26 protein-coding genes are annotated in these 21940 nt (G+C 66.5%); 17 read left to right on the plus strand and 9 right to left on the minus strand.

Annotation, left to right across the window (positions count from 1 at the left end):
- Positions 1-5: 5 nt before the first annotated feature.
- Positions 6-1292, minus strand: coding sequence for an MFS transporter (locus tag L5876_RS09020; RefSeq protein WP_236955942.1), 1287 nt, complete (start codon positions 1290-1292; stop codon positions 6-8).
- 515 nt (positions 1293-1807) lie between these two features.
- Here L5876_RS09020 and motA point away from each other — a divergent pair.
- From motA to mnmD, 3 genes are all read left to right on the plus strand, one after another.
- Entirely contained in the window at positions 1808-2677 is an 870-nt protein-coding gene (gene motA / locus L5876_RS09025; protein ID WP_236955944.1) for a flagellar motor stator protein MotA, read from the plus strand.
- Between the two features lie 214 nt (positions 2678-2891).
- Positions 2892-3092, plus strand: coding sequence for a PLDc N-terminal domain-containing protein (locus L5876_RS09030; protein ID WP_236955946.1), 201 nt, complete (start codon positions 2892-2894; stop codon positions 3090-3092).
- Between the two features lie 3 nt (positions 3093-3095).
- Positions 3096-4952: a tRNA (5-methylaminomethyl-2-thiouridine)(34)-methyltransferase MnmD gene (mnmD, locus tag L5876_RS09035; RefSeq protein ID WP_236955948.1), complete on the plus strand. Its 1857-nt coding sequence runs from the start codon at positions 3096-3098 to the stop codon at positions 4950-4952.
- A gap of 79 nt (positions 4953-5031) precedes the next feature.
- Here the strand turns inward: mnmD and L5876_RS09040 are convergent, their stop codons facing one another.
- Genes L5876_RS09040 through L5876_RS09050 form a run of 3 tightly spaced genes read right to left on the minus strand, consistent with a single transcriptional unit; the run spans position 5032 to position 7758 of the window.
- The gene (locus tag L5876_RS09040) at positions 5032-6234 is read right to left on the minus strand and encodes a lytic murein transglycosylase (RefSeq protein WP_236955950.1); all 1203 of its coding nucleotides are present in this window, start codon (positions 6232-6234) and stop codon (positions 5032-5034) included.
- Positions 6231-7019: a DUF1194 domain-containing protein gene (locus L5876_RS09045; protein ID WP_236955952.1), complete on the minus strand. Its 789-nt coding sequence runs from the start codon at positions 7017-7019 to the stop codon at positions 6231-6233. Before L5876_RS09045 ends, L5876_RS09040 begins: the two co-directional genes overlap by 4 nt.
- Before the next feature lie 4 nt (positions 7020-7023).
- A complete protein-coding gene (locus L5876_RS09050; protein WP_236955954.1) occupies positions 7024-7758 on the minus strand; it encodes a DUF1194 domain-containing protein in 735 nt (244 codons plus the stop codon).
- A gap of 158 nt (positions 7759-7916) precedes the next feature.
- Between L5876_RS09050 and ykgO the strand changes: the two genes are divergently transcribed.
- A complete protein-coding gene (ykgO, locus tag L5876_RS09055; protein ID WP_236955956.1) occupies positions 7917-8042 on the plus strand; it encodes a type B 50S ribosomal protein L36 in 126 nt (41 codons plus the stop codon).
- A gap of 70 nt (positions 8043-8112) precedes the next feature.
- Here ykgO and L5876_RS09060 read toward each other — a convergent pair whose 3' ends face one another.
- Entirely contained in the window at positions 8113-8754 is a 642-nt protein-coding gene (locus L5876_RS09060) for a cation transporter (RefSeq protein WP_236955957.1), read from the minus strand.
- Positions 8755-8895: 141 nt separating this feature from the next.
- Between L5876_RS09060 and L5876_RS09065 the strand changes: the two genes are divergently transcribed.
- The 6 genes from L5876_RS09065 (at position 8896) to L5876_RS09090 (ending at position 12225) form a co-directional block, all read left to right on the plus strand.
- Positions 8896-9450, plus strand: coding sequence for a tetratricopeptide repeat protein (locus L5876_RS09065; protein WP_236955959.1), 555 nt, complete (start codon positions 8896-8898; stop codon positions 9448-9450).
- Between the two features lie 24 nt (positions 9451-9474).
- Positions 9475-10368 (plus strand): alpha/beta fold hydrolase, encoded by an 894-nt coding sequence (locus L5876_RS09070; RefSeq protein WP_236955961.1) that lies wholly within the window; start codon positions 9475-9477, stop codon positions 10366-10368.
- Between the two features lie 2 nt (positions 10369-10370).
- On the plus strand, positions 10371-10931 hold the full coding sequence (locus L5876_RS09075) for a HupE/UreJ family protein (protein ID WP_236955963.1): 561 nt from the start codon (positions 10371-10373) through the stop codon (positions 10929-10931).
- A 70-nt stretch (positions 10932-11001) separates the two neighbouring features.
- Positions 11002-11283, plus strand: coding sequence for a DUF2312 domain-containing protein (locus tag L5876_RS09080; protein WP_052289563.1), 282 nt, complete (start codon positions 11002-11004; stop codon positions 11281-11283).
- A 14-nt stretch (positions 11284-11297) separates the two neighbouring features.
- On the plus strand, positions 11298-11774 hold the full coding sequence (locus L5876_RS09085) for a hypothetical protein (protein WP_236955965.1): 477 nt from the start codon (positions 11298-11300) through the stop codon (positions 11772-11774).
- Positions 11767-12225 carry an ASCH domain-containing protein gene (locus L5876_RS09090; RefSeq protein ID WP_236955966.1) on the plus strand — a complete coding sequence of 153 codons (459 nt, stop codon included), beginning with the start codon at positions 11767-11769 and terminating at the stop codon, positions 12223-12225. The genes L5876_RS09085 and L5876_RS09090 overlap by 8 nt, the downstream gene beginning before the upstream one ends.
- 60 nt (positions 12226-12285) lie before the next feature.
- Here L5876_RS09090 and L5876_RS09095 read toward each other — a convergent pair whose 3' ends face one another.
- Entirely contained in the window at positions 12286-13740 is a 1455-nt protein-coding gene (locus L5876_RS09095) for a sigma-54 dependent transcriptional regulator (RefSeq protein ID WP_236955967.1), read from the minus strand.
- Between the two features lie 196 nt (positions 13741-13936).
- Here L5876_RS09095 and L5876_RS09100 point away from each other — a divergent pair, with 196 nt between their 5' ends.
- Positions 13937-14770: a CPBP family intramembrane glutamic endopeptidase gene (locus L5876_RS09100; RefSeq protein ID WP_236955968.1), complete on the plus strand. Its 834-nt coding sequence runs from the start codon at positions 13937-13939 to the stop codon at positions 14768-14770.
- Positions 14771-14844: 74 nt separating this feature from the next.
- Positions 14845-15783, plus strand: a complete 939-nt coding sequence (locus L5876_RS09105; RefSeq protein ID WP_236955969.1) for an alpha/beta fold hydrolase — start codon at positions 14845-14847, stop codon at positions 15781-15783.
- Here L5876_RS09105 and L5876_RS09110 read toward each other — a convergent pair.
- The 3 genes from L5876_RS09110 to L5876_RS09120 are packed head-to-tail and all read right to left on the minus strand — an operon-like array spanning position 15780 to position 18071.
- Complete coding sequence (locus L5876_RS09110) at positions 15780-16382, minus strand: DNA-binding response regulator (RefSeq protein ID WP_236955970.1); 603 nt, start codon at positions 16380-16382, stop codon at positions 15780-15782. The two genes, L5876_RS09105 and L5876_RS09110, sit on opposite strands and share 4 nt — an antisense overlap.
- Positions 16379-17497 carry a sensor histidine kinase gene (locus L5876_RS09115; RefSeq protein WP_236955971.1) on the minus strand — a complete coding sequence of 373 codons (1119 nt, stop codon included), beginning with the start codon at positions 17495-17497 and terminating at the stop codon, positions 16379-16381. The genes L5876_RS09110 and L5876_RS09115 overlap by 4 nt, the downstream gene beginning before the upstream one ends.
- Positions 17460-18071 (minus strand): hypothetical protein, encoded by a 612-nt coding sequence (locus tag L5876_RS09120; protein WP_236955972.1) that lies wholly within the window; start codon positions 18069-18071, stop codon positions 17460-17462. The genes L5876_RS09115 and L5876_RS09120 overlap by 38 nt, the downstream gene beginning before the upstream one ends.
- A 183-nt stretch (positions 18072-18254) precedes the next feature.
- Between L5876_RS09120 and L5876_RS09125 the strand changes: the two genes are divergently transcribed.
- The 5 genes from L5876_RS09125 (at position 18255) to L5876_RS09145 (ending at position 21863) form a co-directional block, all read left to right on the plus strand.
- Positions 18255-18545, plus strand: a complete 291-nt coding sequence (locus L5876_RS09125) for an aa3-type cytochrome c oxidase subunit IV (RefSeq protein ID WP_236955973.1) — start codon at positions 18255-18257, stop codon at positions 18543-18545.
- A gap of 68 nt (positions 18546-18613) precedes the next feature.
- Positions 18614-19735: a Re/Si-specific NAD(P)(+) transhydrogenase subunit alpha gene (locus tag L5876_RS09130; RefSeq protein ID WP_236955974.1), complete on the plus strand. Its 1122-nt coding sequence runs from the start codon at positions 18614-18616 to the stop codon at positions 19733-19735.
- Positions 19732-19971, plus strand: coding sequence for a hypothetical protein (locus L5876_RS09135; RefSeq protein ID WP_236955975.1), 240 nt, complete (start codon positions 19732-19734; stop codon positions 19969-19971). Before L5876_RS09130 ends, L5876_RS09135 begins: the two co-directional genes overlap by 4 nt.
- Before the next feature lie 148 nt (positions 19972-20119).
- A complete protein-coding gene (locus tag L5876_RS09140; protein WP_236955976.1) occupies positions 20120-20455 on the plus strand; it encodes a proton-translocating transhydrogenase family protein in 336 nt (111 codons plus the stop codon).
- Positions 20456-20459: 4 nt separating this feature from the next.
- Complete coding sequence (locus tag L5876_RS09145) at positions 20460-21863, plus strand: NAD(P)(+) transhydrogenase (Re/Si-specific) subunit beta (RefSeq protein WP_236955977.1); 1404 nt, start codon at positions 20460-20462, stop codon at positions 21861-21863.
- Positions 21864-21940: the final 77 nt, after the last annotated feature.

Raw genomic sequence — 21940 nt, forward strand, 5'->3', positions numbered from 1 at the left:
TCGTTTTACAGGGGGTCTTTCGGCGCCGGCTCATGCACGGCGATCTGCACCACGGCGCGGATGCGCGGGTGGAGGAGGGCGAGCCCGGCCCCGAGCGCGGCGACGATCGTGTTCAGGATGAAGGGCATTTGCGGCCCCACCGCCTGATAGAGCCAGAGGCCGGTGACCGGCGCGACGAGGAAGCCGAGCCCCGCCGTCGCCGTGGTCAGGCCCGCGGCGCGCCCCTGCTCGTCGGGATCGACACTGAGCGACGCGCCGCCGGTAAAGCCCGAGCGCGCGAGGCCGAAGCCGAAGGAATTCAGCAGAAATCCGAACACGATGGCGGCGTAGTTCGTGGCGAAAACCAGTTCGGCATTGCCGACCAGGATCAAAGCAGCGCCCAGCGCCATCAGCGTGCGCGGGCTCGCCTTCAGCGCCGGGATCACCGCGAGCTGGGCGAAGATCAGCGCCCCGGCCCCGGCGGTCAGCGCCACGCCGGCATATTGCAGGCCTTCGCTCGGGTCGGCCTCAAGCCGATCCATCACGTAAAAGCCGATCGCCTGCAGCGAGGAGGCCTGGCTGAGCCAGATCAGCACGCCATAGACCATAAAGGGCATCAGGCGCGGATCGCCCGCGAAGGCGAATTGCGCGAACGGGTTGATCGGGCGCTGGCGCTGCTTCGGCGGCGTGTTTTCCGGCAGGAGCGTGCGCACCGCGAAAGCCCCGAGCGCGACGATGACCGCCACCGCGATCATGAAGGGCGCGACGCCGATCCGCTCCACGAAGGCCGCCGCCAGCGCCGGGCCGATCACGCCGCCGAGGCCGAAGGCGGCCGTCAGTCCAGCGAGCGCCTCGGTGCGCTCCATCGGGCTCGTCCGGTCGGCGACATAGGCCTGCGCCGACGGGTTGGTCGCCGAGCCCAGTCCGCCGAACAGGGCGCGCGACAGCGCCATCGCCACGATCGCGGCGAGCGGCGGCAAGAGGCCGACCTGTCCCGCCCACGCCCCGCAGGCGAAGATCAGGGTGGAGACCGCGAAACTACTGAGGCCGAAGATGATCAGCGGGCGGCGGCCGCGCCGGTCGCTCAGCGCGCCCCAGACCGGGCTCATCAACAGGAAGAGCAGCGCCGAGAGCGTGTAGATCGCGCCGATATAGATTTCCGCCACGTCCAGTTCCCGCGCCAGCGGCGGCAGGATGGCGAACAGCATGGAATTGCCGATGCCGGTCGCCATCAGGCAGAGAAACAGGAGGCGGAAGGCGCGGCGCCGGACCTCGGGCGAGGACGGGTTGGCCGGATCGTAAATCGGCGGCATGACTGCCTAGGACTTAGACCCGGGACGGGGCGGCGTCCATTGAGAGGTGCTTTTCAGCTCCATCTTGCTGAATTCCCGGACGGCAATCCCCGTTTTCACCGGGGGCGGGCGCCGATCCGGGACCCCGCCCGTGTGCGGTCCAGATGCGCCGCGAGGTGCGGTTGCGGTCTCGGGTCCGCCTTTCTTCCTTTCGCTGTCGAGGTCCCGGCTTTCGCCGGGAATGCATTCAATACGAGATGATATGACGTTTCCCGGACGCGCGAAGCGCGATCCGGGATCCAGCATCATGGATGAGATAGGCCCCGGTCTTCGCTTCGCGAAACCGGGGTGCGTCATCGGGAGGCCGGGAGTTCAGATTTGGCGGGCATAAAGAGGCCGGGCACACCCCGCCCCGTAAACGCGGCCCTAACGCGCGCTACACCGGACATTAAGCTAAACGCGCCATAGTCCGTCCCGAAACCGGACAGTGCCCGCCAGAGAGGCGCCGCCGGAACAGACATGGGTGGATTTCGGGCATGTTTCAGATCATCGGCATTGTTGTCGTGTTCGTCATGGTGTTCGGCGGCTTCATGCTCGCCGGCGGGCATTTCGACATCATCATCCGCGCAGCCCCATTCGAACTGATGATGATCGGCGGGGCGGCGGTCGGCGCCTTCCTGCTCGGAAACTCCGGCAAGACGGTGATGAAGACGGTCGGTGATTTCGGCAAGATCATCTCCGGGCCGAAATGGAAGACGCAGGACTATCGCGACCTGCTCTCGCTGCTCTTCCTGCTGACCAAGACGATGAAGACGAAGGGCGTGATCGCGCTCGAGACCCATATCGAGAACCCGCACGACTCCAGCATCTTCCAGCGCTATCCGCGCATCATGAAGGATCATTTCGCCATCGATTTCATCTGCGACACGCTGCGGATGATGACGATGAACCTCGAAGACCCGCACCAGGTCGAGGACGCGATGGAAAAGCAGCTGGAGAAGCACCATCACGAAGCCTCCACCCCGGCGCACGCGATGCAGTCCATGGCCGACGCCCTGCCCGCGCTCGGCATCGTCGCGGCGGTGCTCGGCATCATCAAGACGATGGGCGCGATCAACTCGCCGCCGGACGTGCTGGGCGGCAAGATCGGCGCGGCGCTGGTCGGCACCTTCCTCGGCGTGTTCCTGGCCTACGGTTTCGTCGGCCCGATGGCGGCGCGCCTGAAGGAAGTCTATGACGAGGAACACATGTTCTACGTCATCATCCAGAATGTGCTGGTTGCGCACCTGCACGGCAATGCGGCGCAGATCTCGGTGGAGATCGGCCGGACCGGCGTTCCGTCGAAGTCGCAGCCCAGCTTCATGGAACTCGAGACCGCGCTATCGGAAATCCCGGCGGAAGCATAGGCATTAACGAAATTTTTCCTCCCTCTCCCCTCGGGGGAGAGGCCGGGGTGACGGGTGGTTTTGAAGACAACCCCTCAACCGCCCTGCGGGGCACCTTCTCCCCCGAGGGGAGAAGGAATGGGTGCCGGCCTGAAGCGTGACATAACGGCAAGCTGACGCGTTTGAAATGCGCTGATAGGCTCCCTCGTCAGGATCGGCGAGGGAGTTTTTTCTCGTGTTCGAGTTGCATATCGGCGGGCCGATCGGACTGCTCGTCCTGATCTTCGACGTGTATGCGATCATGCAGATCGCGCGCTCGCGCTATTCCGGCTGGGTGCGCGCGGCCTGGATCGCGCTGATCCTCATCCTGCCCATCATCGGCTTCATCATCTGGCTGTTCGTCGGACCGCGCGAAGGGCGCGGTATTTTCCGCTAGGCGATGGTGAAGCTCGTCCTCGATCCTCCGGCGCTCGACTGGCAGGCGGGCGGGCCGGTCGCACCGGATTATGGCGATGTCTATTTCTCCAAGGAGGACGGGCTGGCCGAGACCCGCGCCGTCTTTCTACAAGGCTGCGGCCTGCCCGGACGCTGGCGCGGCAAACCGGTCTTCACGGTCGGGGAGCTGGGCTTCGGCACGGGCCTCAACGCGCTGGCGCTGTGGGATCTCTGGCGGCGGGAGGGCCATGCCTCCGGCTGGCTGCACCTCGTCTCGGTCGAGAAGCACCCCCTTTCCCGGGATGATGCCCGCCGGGCCCTGACCGCCTGGCCGGAACTGGCCGAGCTTGGAACGAAGCTCGCGGACAAATGGCCGCCGGCCCTGAAGGGCGCGCACCGCATCCGCTTCGACGCCGACCGCTTCGCCCTCACCGTCTTTCATGACGAGGCCGAAGCCGCGCTGACCAATATGGAAGCCTCGGTCGATGCCTGGTTCCTCGACGGCTTCGCCCCGGCGAAGAATGAGGCGATGTGGTCGGACGCGGTGTTCCGCGAGATGGCCCGCCTGTCCTCGCCGGGCGCGGTGGCGGCGACTTTCACCGTGGCCGGGGCCGTGCGGCGCGGTCTTCAAACCGCCGGTTTCCGGGTCGAGAAGAAGCCCGGTCACGGCCGCAAGCGCGAGCGGCTTGAGGCCGTTTTCGAGGGCGGCGCGGTGGCGGCGCCCGATCCCTTCCCCCGCACCGCGCCGGTCGAGGGTCCGGTCGCCATCATCGGCGGCGGGATCGCCGGGGCGAGCCTCGCCCATGCGCTGAGGCAACGCGGCCGGGAAGCGGTGATCTTCGCCGAGGGCGGGCTGGCCTCGGGTGCCTCCGGCGCGCCGGCCGGCATGCTGACGCCGCGGCTTGAATTCGCCGACCGGCCGCATGTCCGCGCGACGCTGGCGGCGTTCGAATATTCCCGGTCGCTCTATGACGGGCTCGACGGGTTCTACCCGGAGGGCGTGATGCGCATGGCGAAGGACGAGGCCGACGTGCTGCGCCTTGAGAACCTCGCGGGCGCGATGGGCGATGGTTACGACTTCCGGGCGCACTGGCCGGGTCTGTGGATGGCGCGCGGCGGGCGGTTCGAACCGTCCCGGCTGGTCCATGCGCTCGCCGGGCACACGCCGGTGATCGACGACCGCGCCGCCGTGTTCGAACCATCGAGCGCGGGCTGGGGCCTCAGGCGCGAGGACGGCAAGGTGCTGATGCTCGCCGCGCAGGTCGTGCATTGCGGCGGGGCGCGGCAGGGGCCTCTGGTATCGAGATACCAGATCCCGATGGAGGACGATCCCGGGCGGCTGTTGGTGTTCGACGCGACGGGACCCGTCCCGGCCCATCCCGTCACCTGGGGCGGCTACGCGTCGGCGGCGCCCGGCGGCATCCTCGTCGGGGCGACGCATGAACGCTATTCCGACGCGCGCACAAACGAGGACGTAGAAGCCGAACTGCGCGCCGGGGCGCGCGAATTCGTGCCCGACATTCACGCCGCGCTCGGCCCGCTGAACACGGTGTGGGGAGAGGCCCGCGCGGCGACGCGAGACCGCCTGCCCGTGGCCGGAGCCCTGCCAGGCCCGCTTTACGGCATGGTCTGGGGCGAGACGGCACGCGGCGGTCCTGCGCCGGATCAGGAAGTTGACGTGATGGAGCGGCGGATGGCGGCGCTTACCGGTTTCGGCGCGCGCGGCTTTGCTCATGCCCCGCTTCTGGCCGAGGCGCTGGCCAGCGATCTCTGCGGCGAACCCTCACCGCTGGAACGCGCGGGCCGCGAGACCTTGCATCCGGCACGCTTTGCCTGGCGGACGCTGAAGAAAAATGGCTAAGCGCCATCCCGACGAAAGTCGGGATCCACAAAACCGTCGATCTGGATTCCGGCTTGCGCCGGAATGACGCAACGGATTGCTACTGGGCGTTCCGCGCGGCGATCACGGCGTCATACATCAGCCGGCCGGCATAGCCGTCGGCGAGATGGCCGCGCTGGCGCTGGAAGGCCATCAGGGCGCCGCGGGTATTCGGGCCGAAAATACCGTCCGGCACGCCCGGATCGTAGCCCAGCGCGACGAGCGCTTCCTGCATTTCCTGGGTCTGGCTGCGGGTGATCGGCGGGTTGTCGACCGGCCAGTCCTGGTGGATCTCGCCGCGCCCGGCGAGGCGTTCGGACAGGAGCCAGACGCCCAGCGCGTAGCTGGTCGAATTGTTGTAGCGCTTGATCGCCTGGAAGTTCGAATAGGTCAGGAAGCCCGGACCATGCAGGCCGGCCGGCAGGATCAGCCGTGCGGCGCGCATGTTGAGGTCGGCATTCCATTCCTCGCCATCGGCGCGGGTGATGCCGCGCATCGCCCACTCCGCCGTCATGCGCTGCTGGTCGGGATTCCAGTTGGACAGGTCGAAATCGTCCGGCACGACGACTTCCACCGCCGGTGGCACGCCATCGGCCCAACCCGCGCGGGACAGGAGGTTCGCGGTCGAGGCGAGCGCGTCACCGTAATTGGTCCAGATGTCGCGATGCCCGTCGCCGTCGAAATCGACGGCGCGGGCGAGATAGGTTTCCGGGATGAACTGGGTCTGGCCCATCGCCCCGGCCCATGAGCCGAGCAATTCATCGCGGTAGGCATAGCCCCGATCGAGCATCTCAGCGACCGCGAAGAGCTGGGCCTCGGCCCAGCGGCGGCGTCGGCCTTCCCAGGCCAGCGTGGCGAGCGATTGGACGACGTCGAGATCGCCCGTGATCGCGCCATAGGAGGATTCCAGACCCCAGATCGCAGCAACGATCTCGCGCGGCACACCCAGATTGGCTTCGACGGTCTGGAAGGTGACGTGGTTCTCGCGCAGCGCCGACTGGCCGTCACTGACCCGGCGGTCTGACGCCGCGATGTCGAGATATTCCCACAAGGGGCGGACGAATTCGGGCTGGGTGCGGTCGCGCTCGATCACCAGCGGATTGGGTTCGAGCCCATCCAGCATGGCCGACACGGTCTGCGGGCTGGCGCCCTGCGCCTCGAGGCGCGGGCGGAAATCATTCAGCCATTCGGAGAAGGGTTCGTCCTGCGCCAGCGCAGGCGCGGCAAACAGAAGGGCGGAACACGCGGCGAGAAGCTGTTTCATCCATCACTCGACAAGGCAGCAGGCCAGGGGGCAGCGGGCGACAATCCGGCGATCTCGACTATGAGCTTCCGGCGCAGCGCTGTCACGAAATCCTCGTGGGTTTCGCTGCGCATGACGAAAGACCCGGGGCCGACGATCACGTGATTCTCGAAATAGCGTGCCACGTCGATATTCACAGGGGGGCGGAAGGGATCCTGCCGCGAGGACTGGATCGGCAGGCCGTTGATGGTGATGCCCGCGGCGTCAGCCGCCTCGCGCGCATCGGTCAGGGGCGGGCCGGCATTCTGCGGCCCGTCGCCAGAGATATCGATGACCAGCCGGCGGCCGGCATAATTGTTGGTCTGGAGGAGTTGGGTCGCGGTGTCGATCACCGCGCCGATCGCCGTGCGGCGGCCGGACACGAAAGGCGCGGCGGCCAGCGTACCGGCGAAAAGCTCGGCGTCTTCGGGCCCCTCTATCACCGTCCAGGGCGCAACAACACGCTGGAAGCCGGCATCGGCCCACTCGACATAGATCACCGCGATGCGGCCTTCGCCGCCCGCCTCGATGGCGGAGATCACATCGGGATCAGCCAGCGCGGCGACATGGCCCTGGCGCTGGCGCAGCGCCTCCTCCTCGTCGATCGAGGACGACACGTCGACCGCGAAGACGATCTCGACGTCGACGATCATGCGCCCGGCATCATCGAATTGCGGTTCGCGCACCAGCCAGTCGTCGTCCCACTGGGCGGCGGCGGCGGGGGCGGCGCAGACAAGCGCGAAAAGAAGGCTGGCGAGACGCATCATCGGATCAGGGGGCCATTCCGCTGAGCTCACTGCGCGACGGGGCCGCGCCGGCAATTTCCAGCGTCATCTTCCTGAGGATGGCCATCTGAATGTCTTCCGGCTCGCGCACGGCCAGCACGAAGGCGCCCGGCCCGGTCAGCACGTTGCGGTCGAAATATTCGTCGAGATTGATCTCGGCCGGCCGCGTCCAGTGGCCCGGGCGCTCGGTGATGATCGGCAGGCCGTTGACCGTGATCCCGGCCGCGCTCGCGATGGCGCGCGCCTCGGCCAGGTCCATGCCATGGTTCTGCGGGCCGTCGCCGGAAATGTCGATCAGGCGGCGGATGCCCTGGAAATTGTTGGTCTCGATTCGCTCGACCCCGTCGGCGATCGCCGACCCGATCGCGGTATAGTGGCCACGCTCCAGCGGCGCGGCAGCGACGACGGCGGCAAAGGCCATGGCGTCGGCTTCGCTGGAGATCAGGGTCCACGGCGCGGCGGGGCGCTGGAAGCCGGCATCGGCCCATTCCACATAGGTGACCGCTATGCGGCCATGCGGACCAGCCTGGATGGCGCTGATCACGTCGGGGTGGGCGAGCGCGGCGACATAGCCTTCGCGCTGGCGGCGGGCTTCCTCCAGATCGACCGAATAGGAGATGTCGACGGCGAGCACGAGCTCGACATCAACCTCGACGATGTCCTGCGCGGCCGCCATGGACGGCGCGGCAAGCAGGGAGAGACAGGCAATCAGACTGCGCATGGCGGCGAAACTATTGTGCGCCTCCGGGGCGGGCAACTAACGGTGTGGTAAGGCTGCGAAGAGGCGACGGCAGGGCGTTGACACCGCAGCGTGCTTCAACTACATCGCCCGCTCCCCCGCAGCCATGCGGGTTTTTTCACAGTTTGAGGGCCGGTCCGATGAAGGTGCGCAGCTCGATCAAATCGCTGAAGAACCGCCACCGCGATTGCCAGGTGGTCCGCCGCCGTGGCCGGGTCTTCGTGATCAACAAGAAAGACCCGCGTTACAAGGCGCGCGCCGGCTAGTCCGACGCGACCTGACGCGATGACGTCTTTGAAACGCCCCGGCTTGCCGGGGCGTTTTCCGTTTCGGGGTCTATTCCGCCGCGACGGGTGCGCCCGGCGCAGTGCTGCGCCAGTCGGACAGGGCGTGCCGGATGATGGTCCACGCCCCGTGAAGAGCCAGACTGGCCATGATCGCGGCAACGGCGAGGTCGGGCCAGCCGGTCTGCGTTCCGAATACGCCCAGCGCCGCGGCGAGAACGGCCAGGTTGGCGAGCACGTCATTGCGCGAGCATATCCAGACCGAGCGCATGTTGGAATCGCCATTGCGCCAGGCATAGAGGAGGCCAAGGCAGGCGAGATTGGCCGCGAGCGCGACCGCGCCGACGACGCCCATCGTGCCCCAGCCGGGAATCGTGCCGTGCACGCCGTGCCATATGACCGTGCCGATCACCCAGAGACCGAAAAGTCCCATTGAGACCCCCTTGATGAGCGCGGCGAGCGCGCGCCATTTCAGGGCCATGCCCAGAACGAACAGGCTGATGGCATAGTTCGCGGCGTCGGCGAAGAAATCGAGCGCGTCGGCCTGCAGGGCCGCCGAACCGGCGGCGAGCCCGGCCCCTATCTCGACGGCGAACATGGCCGCGTTGATCAAGAGGACCGTCCACAGGACGATGCGGTAGCGGCCGTCGGCGACCGTCTTCGAACCGCAATGGTTTTCGTTGCAACACGCCATGGCGGGCCTGCTTTGGCTGCGAGGTGTATGTGCACCGGAAACCGGGGGGCAGGTCAAGCGGCGGGCGGCTGTCGATGAAATTGCGGTCATGAAGGCGCCCGCCGCTTTACGCCCGGGCCGAGAGGCTTATCTTCCGGAGCCATGATCTCGATTGCTCTCGCCTTCGCGCTCCAGACCGTCACTATACCGGAAGCCCCGCAACAGCCGGTGCTGGAACCGGAGGAGCGTCTGGAAGCCCGTCTCGAAGCGCTGCAATCTGCCGAAGAAGGCGAAGCGGCCGATATCGCGCAGGAAGTGCTCGCCCTGTGGGCCGATGCCGACAGCGCCACGATCGATCTCCTGATGGAGCGCGGCGAGGAAGCGCTGATGGCCGGCGAAGCCGATCTCGCGGCCCGAATGTTCGATCACGTCAACCGGCTGGAGCCCGAGTTTGCTGAAGGCTGGCTGCGCTCGGCCCAGATCGCGCAGGCGCGGCAGGACTGGGAATTCTCGCTTCAGGCACTCAACCGCGCCCTGACGCTCGAGCCCCGGCGCTTCGACGCCTACTACCTGCTGGGCCGCACGCTGGAACAGGCGAACCGGCCCGAAGCCGCGCTCGAAGCCTATGAACAGGCGCTGGAAATCTATCCCGCCTACGAGCTCGCCGAGCAGAATGCCGCCCGGATCCGGGCCCGCATGCGCGGCCGGACGCTCTAGCCCGAAATGAGGCTTCTTACCTTCATGGCGACGCTCACAACCCTTGCGCTGTCCTCCGGCGCCAGTGCCGAAATTCCCGCGCCGCCCGGCGCGTATGTCGAGATCGACGGCGCAAGCATCCGCTATGTCGAGGAAGGCAGCGGTCCCGCCGTCCTCCTGATCCACGGCGCGTCGTCGAATGCCGAAGACATGCGCGTCGCCCTGTCCCGGCATCTCGAGGGCTATCGCGCCATCTATATCGACCGCCCGGGTCTGGGATGGAGCGAGCGGCCTGACGGGCGCTGGACGCCGGAACGCGAAGCCGCGCTGATCCGCGAACTGATGATCGAACTGGAGATCGAGGATCCGGTCGTCGTGGGCCATAGCTGGGGCGGGGCGATCACGATGCGCCTGGCCATCGACCATGGCGACGCCCTGACCGGCCTTGTGCTGATCGCGCCGGCGCTGCGCAGCGATGTGGGCGAAGCCGCCTGGTACAACCGCGCCTCGCGCATTCCGCTCGTCGGTCCGCTGATCACGCGGGTCTTCGTGCCGATTCTCGGGCCGCGCCAGATCGGCAGCGGGCTGGAAACCACCTTCTCGCCGCAACCCGTTCCTGAAGACTACGCCGAAACGGTGCGGATCAACCGGCTGTTCAACCCGTCCGTCTTCAAGGCCAATGCTGCCGACATGGCGCCGGTGAACGAGCATTTGGCCGCGCAGGAAGGCCGCTATGACGAGATCGCGCTGCCGACCATGATCCTTGCCGGCCCGAATGACGAGGTGGTCTACACCCACATGCATTCGGGGCGCGTGGTCGAAACGATGCCGAATGCGCGGCTGATCACCGATGAAGCCTGGGGGCATATGCTGCACCACTATGCGGGCGACCGGGTGCGTGCCGCGATCGACGCGGTGGCGGACGGCGACCTCGACTGACGATGGATCTGCTTGGGACGTATCTCTGGTGGGGGGTGACGCACATCCTCCCGCACGGGCTGGACCACGTCCTTTTCATCCTCGCGCTCTATTTCTCGTCGCGGCACGTCCGGCCGCTGGTCTGGCAGATCACCGCCTTCACTGCCGCGCACACGCTAACGCTGGCGCTGGCCGCCCTTGGCCTGATCGATGTGCCCGAACGTCTGGTGGAGACCCTGATCGCGGTGTCGATCGCCTATGCGGCGGCGGAAAACCTGTTCCGCACCGAGCCCGCGCCCTGGCGCCCGGCGCTGGTCTTCGGCTTCGGCCTCTTGCACGGCCTCGGCTTTGCCGGCGTCTTGTCCAGCCTCGGCCTGCCGGCGGGACAGACCGTCCCGGCCCTGCTGGCGTTCAATGTCGGGGTGGAGCTGGGACAGCTGGCCGTGCTTGCCGGCGCGTTCGTGCTGACTGTCTGGTTCCGGGAAAAGGGCTGGTACCGGCGCTTCGTGGTGATCCCGGTCTCCGCGCTGATCGCGCTGACGGCACTGTACTGGGCGGTGGAAAGAGCCTTCCTGACCGCTTGAGGATTCCGCCCCGCGGGCCTAGCTTGCCGGACCCCGAAACGTCCTTGACCGCCCTGAAATGGAGCCCGACATGGCCGATGCCGCCGCGACCGCGACCGTTACCGATGAATCCGATGCCATTGGCGGTGTCGCCCGCGACCATCTGAAGGCCTTCGTCTCGCGCATCGAGCGGCTGGAAGAGGACAAGAAGGCGGTGATGGACGACATGAAGGAAGTCTATGCCGAGGCCAAATCGATGGGCTTCGACACGAAAATCCTTCGCCAGGTCATCCGCCTGAGAAAGATCGACCGCAATGAGCGCCAGGAAGCCGAAGCGCTTCTGGAACTCTATCTCGGCGCGGTCGAGGGCTAGGAGGCGCCCGCCATTTGCCGCGTGAGGTCGACGAGAAGAAGACGAAGCGCGCCCTGAGGCGGCTCGCCCGCGCCAAGGCCAAGGCCGAGGCGGCGGGCGAGGACGCCAAGCTGTCCGAGTGGGAAGACGAATTCGTCGCCTCGGTGGAAGACCGGCTCAACACGTTCGGCTCGGCCTTCAACGACCCGGAGAAGGGGCAACTCGACGAGGCCCTCTCCGGCAAGCAGTCGCTGAAACTCCGCGAGATCGAGAAGAAGGCTGCGGGCAAGACGCGCAAGCCGATGTCGCGCGGGTCGGGGTTCAAGCCGAAGCCGGAAGGCGGTTTCAAGCGTTCCAGCTTCAAGCCGAAGACCGATCGTCCCACACCGCGCGTGCGCGACATCAATGACGACATGCCGGAGACACAGGTGCCGGAGATCCGCGAGGACGCCCCGCGTCCGGCGCATCCGCCGCGGCTGCACGTCGTGAAAGGCGGCAAGACCGATGAGTAACCTCCCACCCGAAGCCCTCGCCTTCTTCGCGCAGACCGGCCTTCCCGGCACGCCGCGCGGGTATGACGGTTTCGGAGACAGTCCCGAACTGATGGACGAATTGCTAGAGCTGGTGCTTCACGGACCCAAGCGCGCGACCTGTGCCCTGGCGCGCTGGTACGAGAATGACCCCGATGGCCTGCCGAAGCCCGGCGATCTGTGGGTCATCCATGACGGGGCGAAGCGGCCGCGCGCCGTGATCCGCACGACCTCGGTGGAGGTCAAGCCGGTCCGCGAGGCCGATGCGCAATTCGCCTGGGACGAGGGCGAGGGCGATCGCTCCTTCGACTGGTGGCTCGACGCCCACGAAGCCTATTGGCGGCGCGAGGCCGCGCGGCACGGATTCACGTATTCGCGCGACCTCGACGCCGTGTTCGAGCGGTTCGAACTGGTGTGGCCGGTATCCGGATAAAAAGAACCCCGCCACGGTTGTGGCGGGGCAGAGGTGTCCGATCTTCTTTCGGAGACAGCGTTACGCGGTCCGGGCCTCGTCGACGTCGAGTTCGTACTCGCGGACCTTGCGGTAAAGGGTCGAACGGCCAAGGCCGAGACGGCGGGCCACTTCCGACATGCGGCCGGCATAGGTCTCGATCGCGAACTGGATGAGGTCGCGTTCGATCGCTTCGAGGCTGCGCAGATGACCGCCGCCATCGACGATCGTGACGCCAGCCATGTCGTTCGCTGCCGGTTCCGGTGCGGCGGTGGCCGGGTCCGGATAGGCATGCGGCGGCGGGGCGCTTTCCGTCAGGTCGGCGCTGCGGCCGGAAATCTGCGGGAAGTCCTCGGGCTTGAGGTGGTCGCCCTCGCTGAGGACCACGGCGCGGAAGACGGCGTTTTCCAGCTGGCGGACATTGCCCGGCCAGTCGAAGGCGGTCAGCATTGCCATCGTCTCGCCGGTCGCATCCTGGATGGAGCGGTTTTCCTGCGCATTGAAGCGCTGGATGAAATGGCGGACGAGCGCCGGGATGTCGTCCTTGCGCACGCGCAGCGACGGCACCTCGATCGGGAAGACGTTGAGGCGGTAGAAGAGGTCCTCGCGGAACGCACCTTCGCGCACCTGTTCGGCGAGATCGCGGTTCGTGGCGGAGATGATCCGCACATTGACCTTCACCGGACGCTTCGACCCGACCGGATCGACTTCGCCTTCCTGCAGCGCGCGCAGCAGCTTGACCTGCATGTCGAGCGGCAATTCGCCGATCTCGTCGAGGAAAAGCGTGCCGCCATCGGCTTCCTGGAACTTGCCCATATGCTTGCCGATGGCGCCGGTGAAGCTGCCCTTCTCGTGACCGAAGAGGGTCGATTCCACCAGGTTTTCCGGAATGGCGCCGCAGTTCACCGCGACGAAGGGCTTGCCGGCCCGGTCACTGGCGGCCTGGATGGCGCGCGCGACGAGTTCCTTGCCGACACCGCTTTCGCCGGTGATCAAGATCGGAATGTTCGACACGGCAGCGCGCTCGCCGAGGCGCACGACCTGGCGCATGGCCGGAGCACCGGCGATCATGTCGGCAAAGCCGAGCGTACCGTCCTGGGATTTCTTGAGGCGGCGCACCTCGCCTTCGAGCGACTGGACCTTGAAGGCATTGCGGATCGAGACCGCGATGCGTTCCGGGCTGGCCGGCTTCACGAAGAAGTCGAGGGCACCCGCGCGCATCGCCGTCACCACCGTCTCGATGCCGCCATGGGCGGTGAGGACGATGACCGGCAGGTCGCTGCCCTGCTCGCGCAGGGTCTGCAGGACCTCCATCCCGTCCATGCCCGGCATGACGAGATCGAGCAGCATCGCATCGACGCCGCCGCGGCCGACCCGCTGCAGCGCCTGTTCGCCGCTCTCGGCGCATTCCGCCGAATAGCCCTGCTTTTCGAGAACCGCCTGAAGTAGGCGGCGTTGAGTCGGATCGTCGTCGACGATCAGAACAGTCCTAGCCATCACCCACGCCCTTTTCGGTCGCTATCGCACCGGGCCTTTTGACCTCGCCACCCTCCCTCATCGGGATCGGTGGGGTGCGCCATCCGTGGAGCGTTATGGGACAGGAGCAGTAAAATTCGCGCTAAGACGCGGGTAGCTTCGCGTTAAGCATAAGCTTTGCTTGACCGGATGGCGGGCAGGAAGGACGCTTCCGGTCATGGACGCGACACCCGACTGGCCACCCGCCCCTTCCGCCGCCCCGAGCAAACCGCGAGCCTGGCGGTTCCGCAGTTCCGATCTGTTCGCGCGCGTGCCGGAAGTGCGGCAGGAACGGGTCGGCCGTCCGGCCATCTGGTTCTTCATCTGGCCGGCGATGATCCTCGGCTTCGGCATGTTCGGCGGCCTCGTCGCGGGCCTGATCTATGGCTTCCAGGTCGGAATGGGCATGGTGGCCGACACGGGCGGCGAAGACCTGATGTGGTATCTCCACCCGATGATCGCGGTCGCCAATCTGGCGCTGCTGATCTTCTTCTGGAGCTGGTCAAGCCGGCGGGGCATGGCCAGCGCCGTGATGGACTTCCGCGCGCGAAGCTGGTGGCGGGAAACCGGCTTCGGCCTCCTGATGCTGATCGTGACGATCTATGCCGGCGGCAGCCTCGTGACCTGGATGATGCAGCAGATCCAGCAGCCCGTATCCCCCGAAAACATCGTTCCGCCCGAGGCCGGGCTCGGGCTTTTCCTGATCGCCCTGCCCGGGATCGTGATCATCGGTCCGGTCATTGAGGAACTGATCTTCCGCGGATGGATGCTGCCCGCCCTCAAACAGCGCGGGATGGGCTGGATCGGCGCACTGATCGTGTCCTCCCTCGCCTTTGGCCTGCTGCACGTTTTCGCCGGCCCGGCTTCGGTCGCCTATACGGCCGTCCTCGGCTTCACGGCGGGAATCACGCGCATTCTTTCGGGACGGCTTTGGGGGGCCGTGCTGCTGCACGCGCTCAACAATCTGTTCGCGATCAGCGTGCCGCAATTCCTGGTCACCCCGCCGGTATGACGCATCATTCGCGCATGACGGACGCTCAGGCGCATGCAATTGACGCGCTGCACAATCGGGTCTAGCCGAAAGCGATGACCGACAGCGCCGCTCCCAAACGGGAACTCCCCACTGCACCGCTCGCCCGATATGAAGGCGAGAAGCCCGAAACGCCGGACTGGTTCACCCGCGCCCTGACGGAGCCGTTCGAAAGCGGTGTCTCGACCGTCAAGGACGCCTCGATCAGCTGGAAAGCCTGGGGCAAGCGCGGCAAGCCGGGCCTGATCCTCATTCATGGCGGTGTCGCCCACAAGCAGTGGTGGGACGCGCTCGGGCCGCATCTCGGACGGCGGCGGCGCGTGGTCGCGGTCGACCTGACCGGCATGGGCGACAGCGACTGGCGCGACGAATACCGCATGGAACTCTATGCCGAGGAGGTCCGCACGGCGGGCCATGACGGCGGCGCGTTCGACAACGGCAAGCCTTTCATCGCCGGGCATTCCTTCGGCGGCTTCGTGTCGATGGTCGCGACCATGACCTATGGCGCTGACCTGAAAGGCGCTGTGATCCTCGACTCGCCGATCAAGCCGCCGGATGAGCAGCGCAGCTCACCCGCGCCGCGCCGTGGCGGCAAGGTCTATGACCGGTTCGAGGACGCGCTGCTGCGTTTCCGCCTGCTCCCGAACCAGCCGTGCGACAATGACTGGCTGCTTGACCATATCGCGCGGGAATCCCTGAAGGCCGTGGATGGCGGCTGGACGTGGAAGTTCGATCCCGCGCTGTGGCAGAAGCTGGTCCATACCCGCCGCGATCCGATGGAGATGATGAAGGCCATCGCCTGCCCCGTCGCCTTCTTCCGCGGCGCACAGTCCGAGCTTGTCACCGACGAGGTCTGGGGCTTCATGAAAGCCGTGTTCAAGGACGCGCCGATGGTGTCGATCCCGGAAGCGGAACACCACCTCATCCTCGACCAGCCGCTGGCCGTATGCACCGCCCTCGACGCCCTGTTCGCGAGCGGCTGGGGTCAGGACTAGAGCCACCCCTTGGCGCGGGCGAGGCGCGCCGCCTCGATCCGGTTGGACGCGCCGAGTTTCGAGATCGCCTCGTGCAGATAATTGCGCACTGTCCCGCGCGCGAGCCCGGTCGCGTCGGCGATGGCCGGACTGTCGAGCCCGGCTTCAGCCAGCCGCAGAAGCCGCCGCTCGGTATCGCTGAGCGGGTCGGCTTCCTCCCACGCCATGGCGGCGAGATCAGGCGCGATCACGCGCTCACCGGCTGCCACGGCGCGGATGGCGGCGGCCAGCGCCTCGGCCGGTGTGTCCTTCAGAAGATAGCCGGAGACGCCAGCTTCGAGCGCGCGGCGCAGATAGCCTGGCCGGGCCCAGGTGGTGACGATCAGCACCCGGACCTTCAGGCCGTCGCGCTTTATTGCGGCGGCCAGTTCCAGCCCCGTCATGCCCGGCATCTCGATATCGGTGACGAGCACATCCGGCGGATCGCGGCGGATCATGTTCCAGGCCTCGCGCCCGTCGGACGCCTCGCCTGCGATCTCGATTCCGTCCTCCATCCGCAGGAGGCTGGCCAGCGCGCCGCGCAACAGGCCCTGGTCCTCGGCGATGACGATTCTGGTCATGCCTCGCCCTCCTCGCGCGGCAGTATCATCGAAATGTGGGAGCCCCGGAACGCGTTCTCGACGCAGATGAAGCCGCCCATGGGCTGGGCCCGGTCGAGGATGCCGCGCAATCCGCCCTGCCCGATCGCGGCGCCGCCGCGCCCGTCATCCATGATGTCGAGCTTGTAGAGACCGTCCTTGGCGACGAATACGATCCGCACCTTGCTGGCATGGGCGTGGCGCAGAATGTTGGTCGCGCATTCGCGCACGGCCATCGCAAAGACGGTTGCGGTCTGTCCTTCAGGGAAGGGCTCGACGATGTCGAGTTCGACCTCCAGCCCGGCGGCCTCGAGCGCGGCCTTCGCCGATTGCAGCGCGTCGCTGAGCGGACGGTGACGCAGGCCGGTCACTGCCTCGCGGACTTCGGCGAGCGCCTGACGGGAGGCGGTGGACAGGTCGGCCAGTTCCCTGCGCGCCGCCGCCGGATCGCGGTCGATCAGCTTGGCGGCAAGGTCGGCCTTCAGCGTGACCAGCGTCAGGGTGTGCCCCAGAAGATCGTGCAGGTCGCGGGCGATGCGCTGGCGTTCGGCTTCGGTCGCCTCGACCTCGATCCGCGCATGGCGAGCCGCTGCCTCACGGTCACGCTGGTGCCGGATCACCCCCCAGGCCGACCCGGCGGTCGCCATGGCCGTGACGGCGAGCACGGCGGCGATCAGCCACCACGCGACGGACCAGTAGAGACCGGCACCGACGATTGCAGCGGCCAGGACCGCCAGCAGCAGTGTCCTGAAAATCGAGTGCGGCATGCGGGCGAGCATCGCCCCGGCGAAGGCGAGGAAGACGAAGCCGCCGAGATTCCACGGGATCAGGGCGAAGCCGATCGTTGCGGCCAACACCGCCCCGGGGATCAGCGCCCAGCCGCCGCGGCGGACGGTGTAGACATAGACACCGAGGAAGACGGCGACCCCGCCAAGCGACCACAGGGCCTCCTCCGGGGCGGGCGGGCGCCAGGCCCAGCCCGCGAAGAAGAAGCCGAGATAGACCAGCGGCAGCCAGGGGCCGTCGGGCGACAGGAGCGCCGCCCGTCTGCCCCCGGTTTCAGGCCGGGACGGCATTTGCGAAACCCGGTCCGTCAAGGCGACCCTCCCGGTGAAGACGGCGGCGCGTCCACGCCACTTCCAGGGCCATTCCCGCCGCCGCCATCAGGTAGAGGCCGGCCACGGCGAAGGAGAGTCCGGTGTAGCGCCATTCGGGAAAGCCATACCAGATGGCCGTCACGACCGCGATGCGGGCGATGGCGTGGGCGTAGCAGACGCGGCTGGCATAGGACCAGCCGATGATCGGCCAATGCAGCGTCATGCCGATGGCGAGGGTGAGCGGTGCGGCCTCCGGGACGAACGAGATCACCACGAAATGGATCGGCCAGAGGAAGTTGATCGCCACGATCGCCCACATGGCGACACCGGACAGGGGCGATTTCACGCCCATGAATTTTGCCTTCAGCGGATATTGCAGCAGCAGGCCCAGCGGGAAGATGAAGCCCGACAGCATGGCCGCCGTCAGCCCCCAGTTCTCGACCGCGTTTGTCGCCGCGAGCACGCCCAATACCGTCCAGTACACGGCCCCGGCGACAGGGAGTGAAATTCCGCCGCGCGCGGCGACGTAATAGCGCCGGCGTTCGGCGAGCAGGTCTTCTTTCGAGATGAGCATGTTTGCCTCCATTTCCGAGTGGAGGCGAGGATCACCGCGATCGCGCGCCAGCGGCAGAAACCGGCGTCACCCGAAGCGGGTGACAGCTGTCATGCACGGGCGTCTTCCTTCCGTGCTTGGCGGGCCGTGAAACGCGTGATAATCCCGCCTTCGACCAGTTCGAGCCCATGGGGAGCAGATCAAATGGCGAGCGAATACAACCGCGGCGACATGGACATTGCCGAGCAGCAGGAGACTTTCTCCAGCTTCATGGGCATGTCGGTCTGGTTCGGCGGCTTCACCGCCGTCATCGTGCTGTGGCTGTCGCTGACTTTCGCAACGGGCATGGGCTGGATGGTCGCCACGATCATCTCCGCCATCGTCGGCATCGTGATGGGCCTGGCCCTGAAGATGAAGGCGGGCTGGTACGCCACCATCGTCGGCCTCACCATCACGACCTTCGTGCTCGGCTTCATCATCAGCCTTTTTAGCTGACCCCCTTCCCCATTCCCGCGAATTATCCCAGTGTTCCCGCAGGTTGAGGGAGCACCGGCGGGAATCGAATGAAGATCGCAGTCCTCAAGGAACGCCGCGCAGGCGAAACCCGTGTCGCGGCCACGCCCGAGACGGTGAAGAAATTCGTCGGCGGCGGGCATTCCGTTTCCATCGAAAAAGGCGCCGGCGACACGGCCAGCATCCCCGACAGCGCCTTCGAGGCCGCCGGCGCGACGATGGGTACTGCCGCGACCGTTCTGAAAGACGCGGACGCCATCTTCGCGGTGCGCGCGCCGGACGATGCCACGATCGCCAAACTGCCCAGGGGCGCGTTGCTGGTCGCGCAGATGGAGCCGCACGGCAATACGGCGCTGGCGAAGGCCTGCGCCGCTGCCGGGGTCGAGGCGCTGGCCATGGAATTCGTACCGCGCATCACCCGCGCGCAGGCGATGGACGCGCTGTCGAGCCAGTCCAATCTCGCCGGCTACCGCGCGGTGATCGAGGCGGCTCACATTTTCGGCAAGGCCTTCCCGATGATGATGACGGCGGCGGGCACGATCGCGCCGGCCAAGGTCTTCGTCATGGGTGCGGGCGTGGCGGGCCTGCAGGCGATCGCCACGGCGCGGCGTCTCGGCGCGATGGTCTCGGCGACCGATGTCCGCCCGGCGGCGAAGGAACAGGTGGCCTCGCTCGGCGCGAAATTCATCGCCGTCGAGGACGAGGAATTCAAGGCGGCGGAAACCGCCGGCGGCTATGCCAAGGAAATGAGCGCGGAATACCGCGCGAAGCAGGCCGAGCTCGTTGCCGCTCACATCGCCAAGCAGGACGTGGTCGTGACCACCGCCCTGATCCCCGGCCGCCCGGCGCCGAAACTCGTCACCAAGGCGATGGTCGAGGCGATGAAACCGGGTTCGGTCATCATCGACCTTGCGGCGTCGATGGGCGGCAATTGTGAGGTCGGCAAGCCCGACGAGATCACCGTCCACAACGGGGTGTCGGTCGCCGGATTCTCGAACCTGCCGGCGCGGCTCGCCTCGGACGCGTCCTCGCTCTACGCGAAAAACCTCGCCAACCTCCTGCCGCTGCTCGTCGCGGAAGACGGCTCGAAGGCGCCGCACCGCGAGGACGAGGTCATCGCCGCGATGACGCTGACGCGCGACGGCCAGATTGTCCACGAGTCGCTGAAATGAGGCTGGTCGTCGGAATCGCACAAATCCTGATCGGGGCCTGCGTTCTGGCACTCAATGGCTTTTGGCATTTCCAGCGCTCGCAGTTCGATCAGGCGATCGAGGTGCCGCCGCACGACATCTACTATGTTCAGGTCGGATGGGAATATTACGTCCTCTACACCGGCGTTCCGCTTCTCATCGTGTTCGGCGGCTGGCTGCTGATCCGCGACCACCGCTTTCTCGCAAAAAAGTCCTGATTCTCAACCCAAACAGGAGACCCACAATGAAGCGCATCCTGACCCTCGCCGCCCTGGCGGTTTCGGCCGTCGCCCTGACCGGCTGCCTGTCGCTGTTCTAGTCAGCCCAAGTTTGCATTCCACACGACCGCATTCGCGGAGGACTGAAATGGAAGCCGTCGATCCCCTCATCCTGCGTCTCGCCATCTTCGTGATGGCGATCTTCGTGGGATATTACGTCGTCTGGTCGGTCACGCCGGCGCTGCATACGCCGCTGATGGCCGTGACCAACGCGATTTCCTCGGTGATCATCGTCGGGGCTCTGATCGCCGCGGCGGCACCGGCCCTCGTCGGGCAGGAAGGGGGATCGGGCATCGCCAAATGGTCGGGGCTGATCGCGGTGGCGCTGGCCAGCGTGAACATCTTCGGCGGCTTCCTGGTCACCCAGCGCATGCTGGCGATGTACAAGAAGAAAGAGAAACCAGCGCCGAAGGCGGAGGGCTGAACCCATGAGCCCGAATATCGCCGCCCTGCTCTATCTGGTTTCCGGCATTCTCTTCATCCTGGCGCTGCGCGGATTGTCCAATCCCGAAACCGCACGTCAGGGCAATTATTTCGGCATGGCCGGCATGGCCATCGCCATCATCACGTCCTTCCTCGCCGTCGATCTGGGCTTCGGGGCGTTCGGCCTCATCCTGATCTTCATGGTCATCGGCGGGGCGGCCGGTACCTATATCGCGCGGCAGATCAAGATGACGGCGATGCCGCAGCTGGTCGCCGCCTTCCACAGCCTCGTCGGTATGTCGGCGGTGCTGGTCGCGGTCGCCGCGCTCTACCGGCCGGACGCCTTCGGCATCACCGGCGCGGACGGGCATTTCCACCTGTCGAGCCTGATCGAACTGTCGCTCGGCTCGGCCATCGGCGCGATCACCTTCTCCGGCTCGGTGATCGCCTTCGCCAAGCTGAACGGCAACATGTCCGGCGCGCCGATCACCTTCAAAGGCCAGCACTGGATCAATCTCGGGATCGGCATCGCGATCGCGGTCTTCATCGTCTTCCTGTCAGCCTCAGCCGGCGACCTGAAGGCCGCCTTCTGGATCCTGACCATCCTCGCCTTCGTGCTCGGCGTGACGCTGATCATCCCGATCGGCGGGGCGGACATGCCGGTCGTCGTGTCGATGCTGAACTCCTATTCGGGCTGGGCCGCGGCGGCGCTCGGCTTCACGCTGGAAAACACGGCGCTTCTGGTCACCGGCGCGCTCGTTGGCTCTTCCGGTGCGATCCTCAGCTACATCATGTGCAAGGGCATGAACCGCAGCTTCATCTCGGTCATTCTCGGCGGCTTCGGCGGCGAGGCGGCCGGACCGGCGGGCGACGGCCCGCAGGGCACGGTGAAGCAGGGCTCTGCCGACGACGCGGCCTTCATCCTGAAGAATGCGCGCAAGGTCATCATCGTGCCGGGCTATGGCATGGCGGTGGCGCAGGCGCAGCACGCGCTGAAGGAAATGGCCGACACGATGAAGGCGGAAGGCGTCGACGTCGCCTATGCGATCCACCCGGTCGCGGGGCGGATGCCGGGGCATATGAACGTCCTGCTGGCCGAAGCGAACGTCCCCTATGACGAGGTGTTCGAGCTCGAGGACATCAATTCGGAGTTTTCCAATGCCGACGTCGCCTTCGTGATCGGCGCGAACGACGTGACCAATCCGGCGGCGGAGGACGATCCCTCCTCGCCGATCTACGGCATGCCGGTGCTGCAGGTGTGGAAGGCCGGGACGGTCTTCTTCATCAAGCGCTCCCTCGGGTCAGGTTATGCCGGGGTCGAGAACCCGCTCTTCTTCCGCGACAACACGATGATGCTGCTCGGCGATGCCAAGAAGATGACCGAGCAGATCGTCAAGGCGATGGACTGATAACTCTTCCTTCGCCCTCCCCCTTGAGGGGAGGGCCGGGAGGCTGCGCGTCAGCCAGCCGACCGGGGTGGGGGTGT

This window comes from Hyphobacterium sp. SN044 (genome assembly GCF_021864465.1).
Classification (GTDB): domain Bacteria; phylum Pseudomonadota; class Alphaproteobacteria; order Caulobacterales; family Maricaulaceae; genus Hyphobacterium.

Bases quoted from the DNA above. Each gene is read 5' to 3' on its own strand.
- L5876_RS09020 (WP_236955942.1), bottom strand. From the start codon at position 1,292: ATGCCGCCGATTTACGATCCGGCCAACCCGTCCTCGCCCGAGGTCCGG.
- motA (WP_236955944.1), top strand. From the start codon at position 1,808: ATGTTTCAGATCATCGGCATTGTTGTCGTGTTCGTCATGGTGTTCGGC.
- mnmD (WP_236955948.1), top strand. From the start codon at position 3,096: ATGGTGAAGCTCGTCCTCGATCCTCCGGCGCTCGACTGGCAGGCGGGC.
- L5876_RS09040 (WP_236955950.1), bottom strand. From the start codon at position 6,234: ATGAAACAGCTTCTCGCCGCGTGTTCCGCCCTTCTGTTTGCCGCGCCT.
- L5876_RS09045 (WP_236955952.1), bottom strand. From the start codon at position 7,019: ATGATGCGTCTCGCCAGCCTTCTTTTCGCGCTTGTCTGCGCCGCCCCC.
- L5876_RS09050 (WP_236955954.1), bottom strand. From the start codon at position 7,758: ATGCGCAGTCTGATTGCCTGTCTCTCCCTGCTTGCCGCGCCGTCCATG.
- ykgO (WP_236955956.1), top strand. From the start codon at position 7,917: ATGAAGGTGCGCAGCTCGATCAAATCGCTGAAGAACCGCCACCGCGAT.
- L5876_RS09060 (WP_236955957.1), bottom strand. From the start codon at position 8,754: ATGGCGTGTTGCAACGAAAACCATTGCGGTTCGAAGACGGTCGCCGAC.
- L5876_RS09065 (WP_236955959.1), top strand. From the start codon at position 8,896: ATGATCTCGATTGCTCTCGCCTTCGCGCTCCAGACCGTCACTATACCG.
- L5876_RS09070 (WP_236955961.1), top strand. From the start codon at position 9,475: ATGGCGACGCTCACAACCCTTGCGCTGTCCTCCGGCGCCAGTGCCGAA.
- L5876_RS09075 (WP_236955963.1), top strand. From the start codon at position 10,371: ATGGATCTGCTTGGGACGTATCTCTGGTGGGGGGTGACGCACATCCTC.
- L5876_RS09080 (WP_052289563.1), top strand. From the start codon at position 11,002: ATGGCCGATGCCGCCGCGACCGCGACCGTTACCGATGAATCCGATGCC.
- L5876_RS09090 (WP_236955966.1), top strand. From the start codon at position 11,767: ATGAGTAACCTCCCACCCGAAGCCCTCGCCTTCTTCGCGCAGACCGGC.
- L5876_RS09095 (WP_236955967.1), bottom strand. From the start codon at position 13,740: ATGGCTAGGACTGTTCTGATCGTCGACGACGATCCGACTCAACGCCGC.
- L5876_RS09100 (WP_236955968.1), top strand. From the start codon at position 13,937: ATGGACGCGACACCCGACTGGCCACCCGCCCCTTCCGCCGCCCCGAGC.
- L5876_RS09105 (WP_236955969.1), top strand. From the start codon at position 14,845: ATGACCGACAGCGCCGCTCCCAAACGGGAACTCCCCACTGCACCGCTC.
- L5876_RS09110 (WP_236955970.1), bottom strand. From the start codon at position 16,382: ATGACCAGAATCGTCATCGCCGAGGACCAGGGCCTGTTGCGCGGCGCG.
- L5876_RS09120 (WP_236955972.1), bottom strand. From the start codon at position 18,071: ATGCTCATCTCGAAAGAAGACCTGCTCGCCGAACGCCGGCGCTATTAC.
- L5876_RS09125 (WP_236955973.1), top strand. From the start codon at position 18,255: ATGGCGAGCGAATACAACCGCGGCGACATGGACATTGCCGAGCAGCAG.
- L5876_RS09130 (WP_236955974.1), top strand. From the start codon at position 18,614: ATGAAGATCGCAGTCCTCAAGGAACGCCGCGCAGGCGAAACCCGTGTC.
- L5876_RS09135 (WP_236955975.1), top strand. From the start codon at position 19,732: ATGAGGCTGGTCGTCGGAATCGCACAAATCCTGATCGGGGCCTGCGTT.
- L5876_RS09140 (WP_236955976.1), top strand. From the start codon at position 20,120: ATGGAAGCCGTCGATCCCCTCATCCTGCGTCTCGCCATCTTCGTGATG.
- L5876_RS09145 (WP_236955977.1), top strand. From the start codon at position 20,460: ATGAGCCCGAATATCGCCGCCCTGCTCTATCTGGTTTCCGGCATTCTC.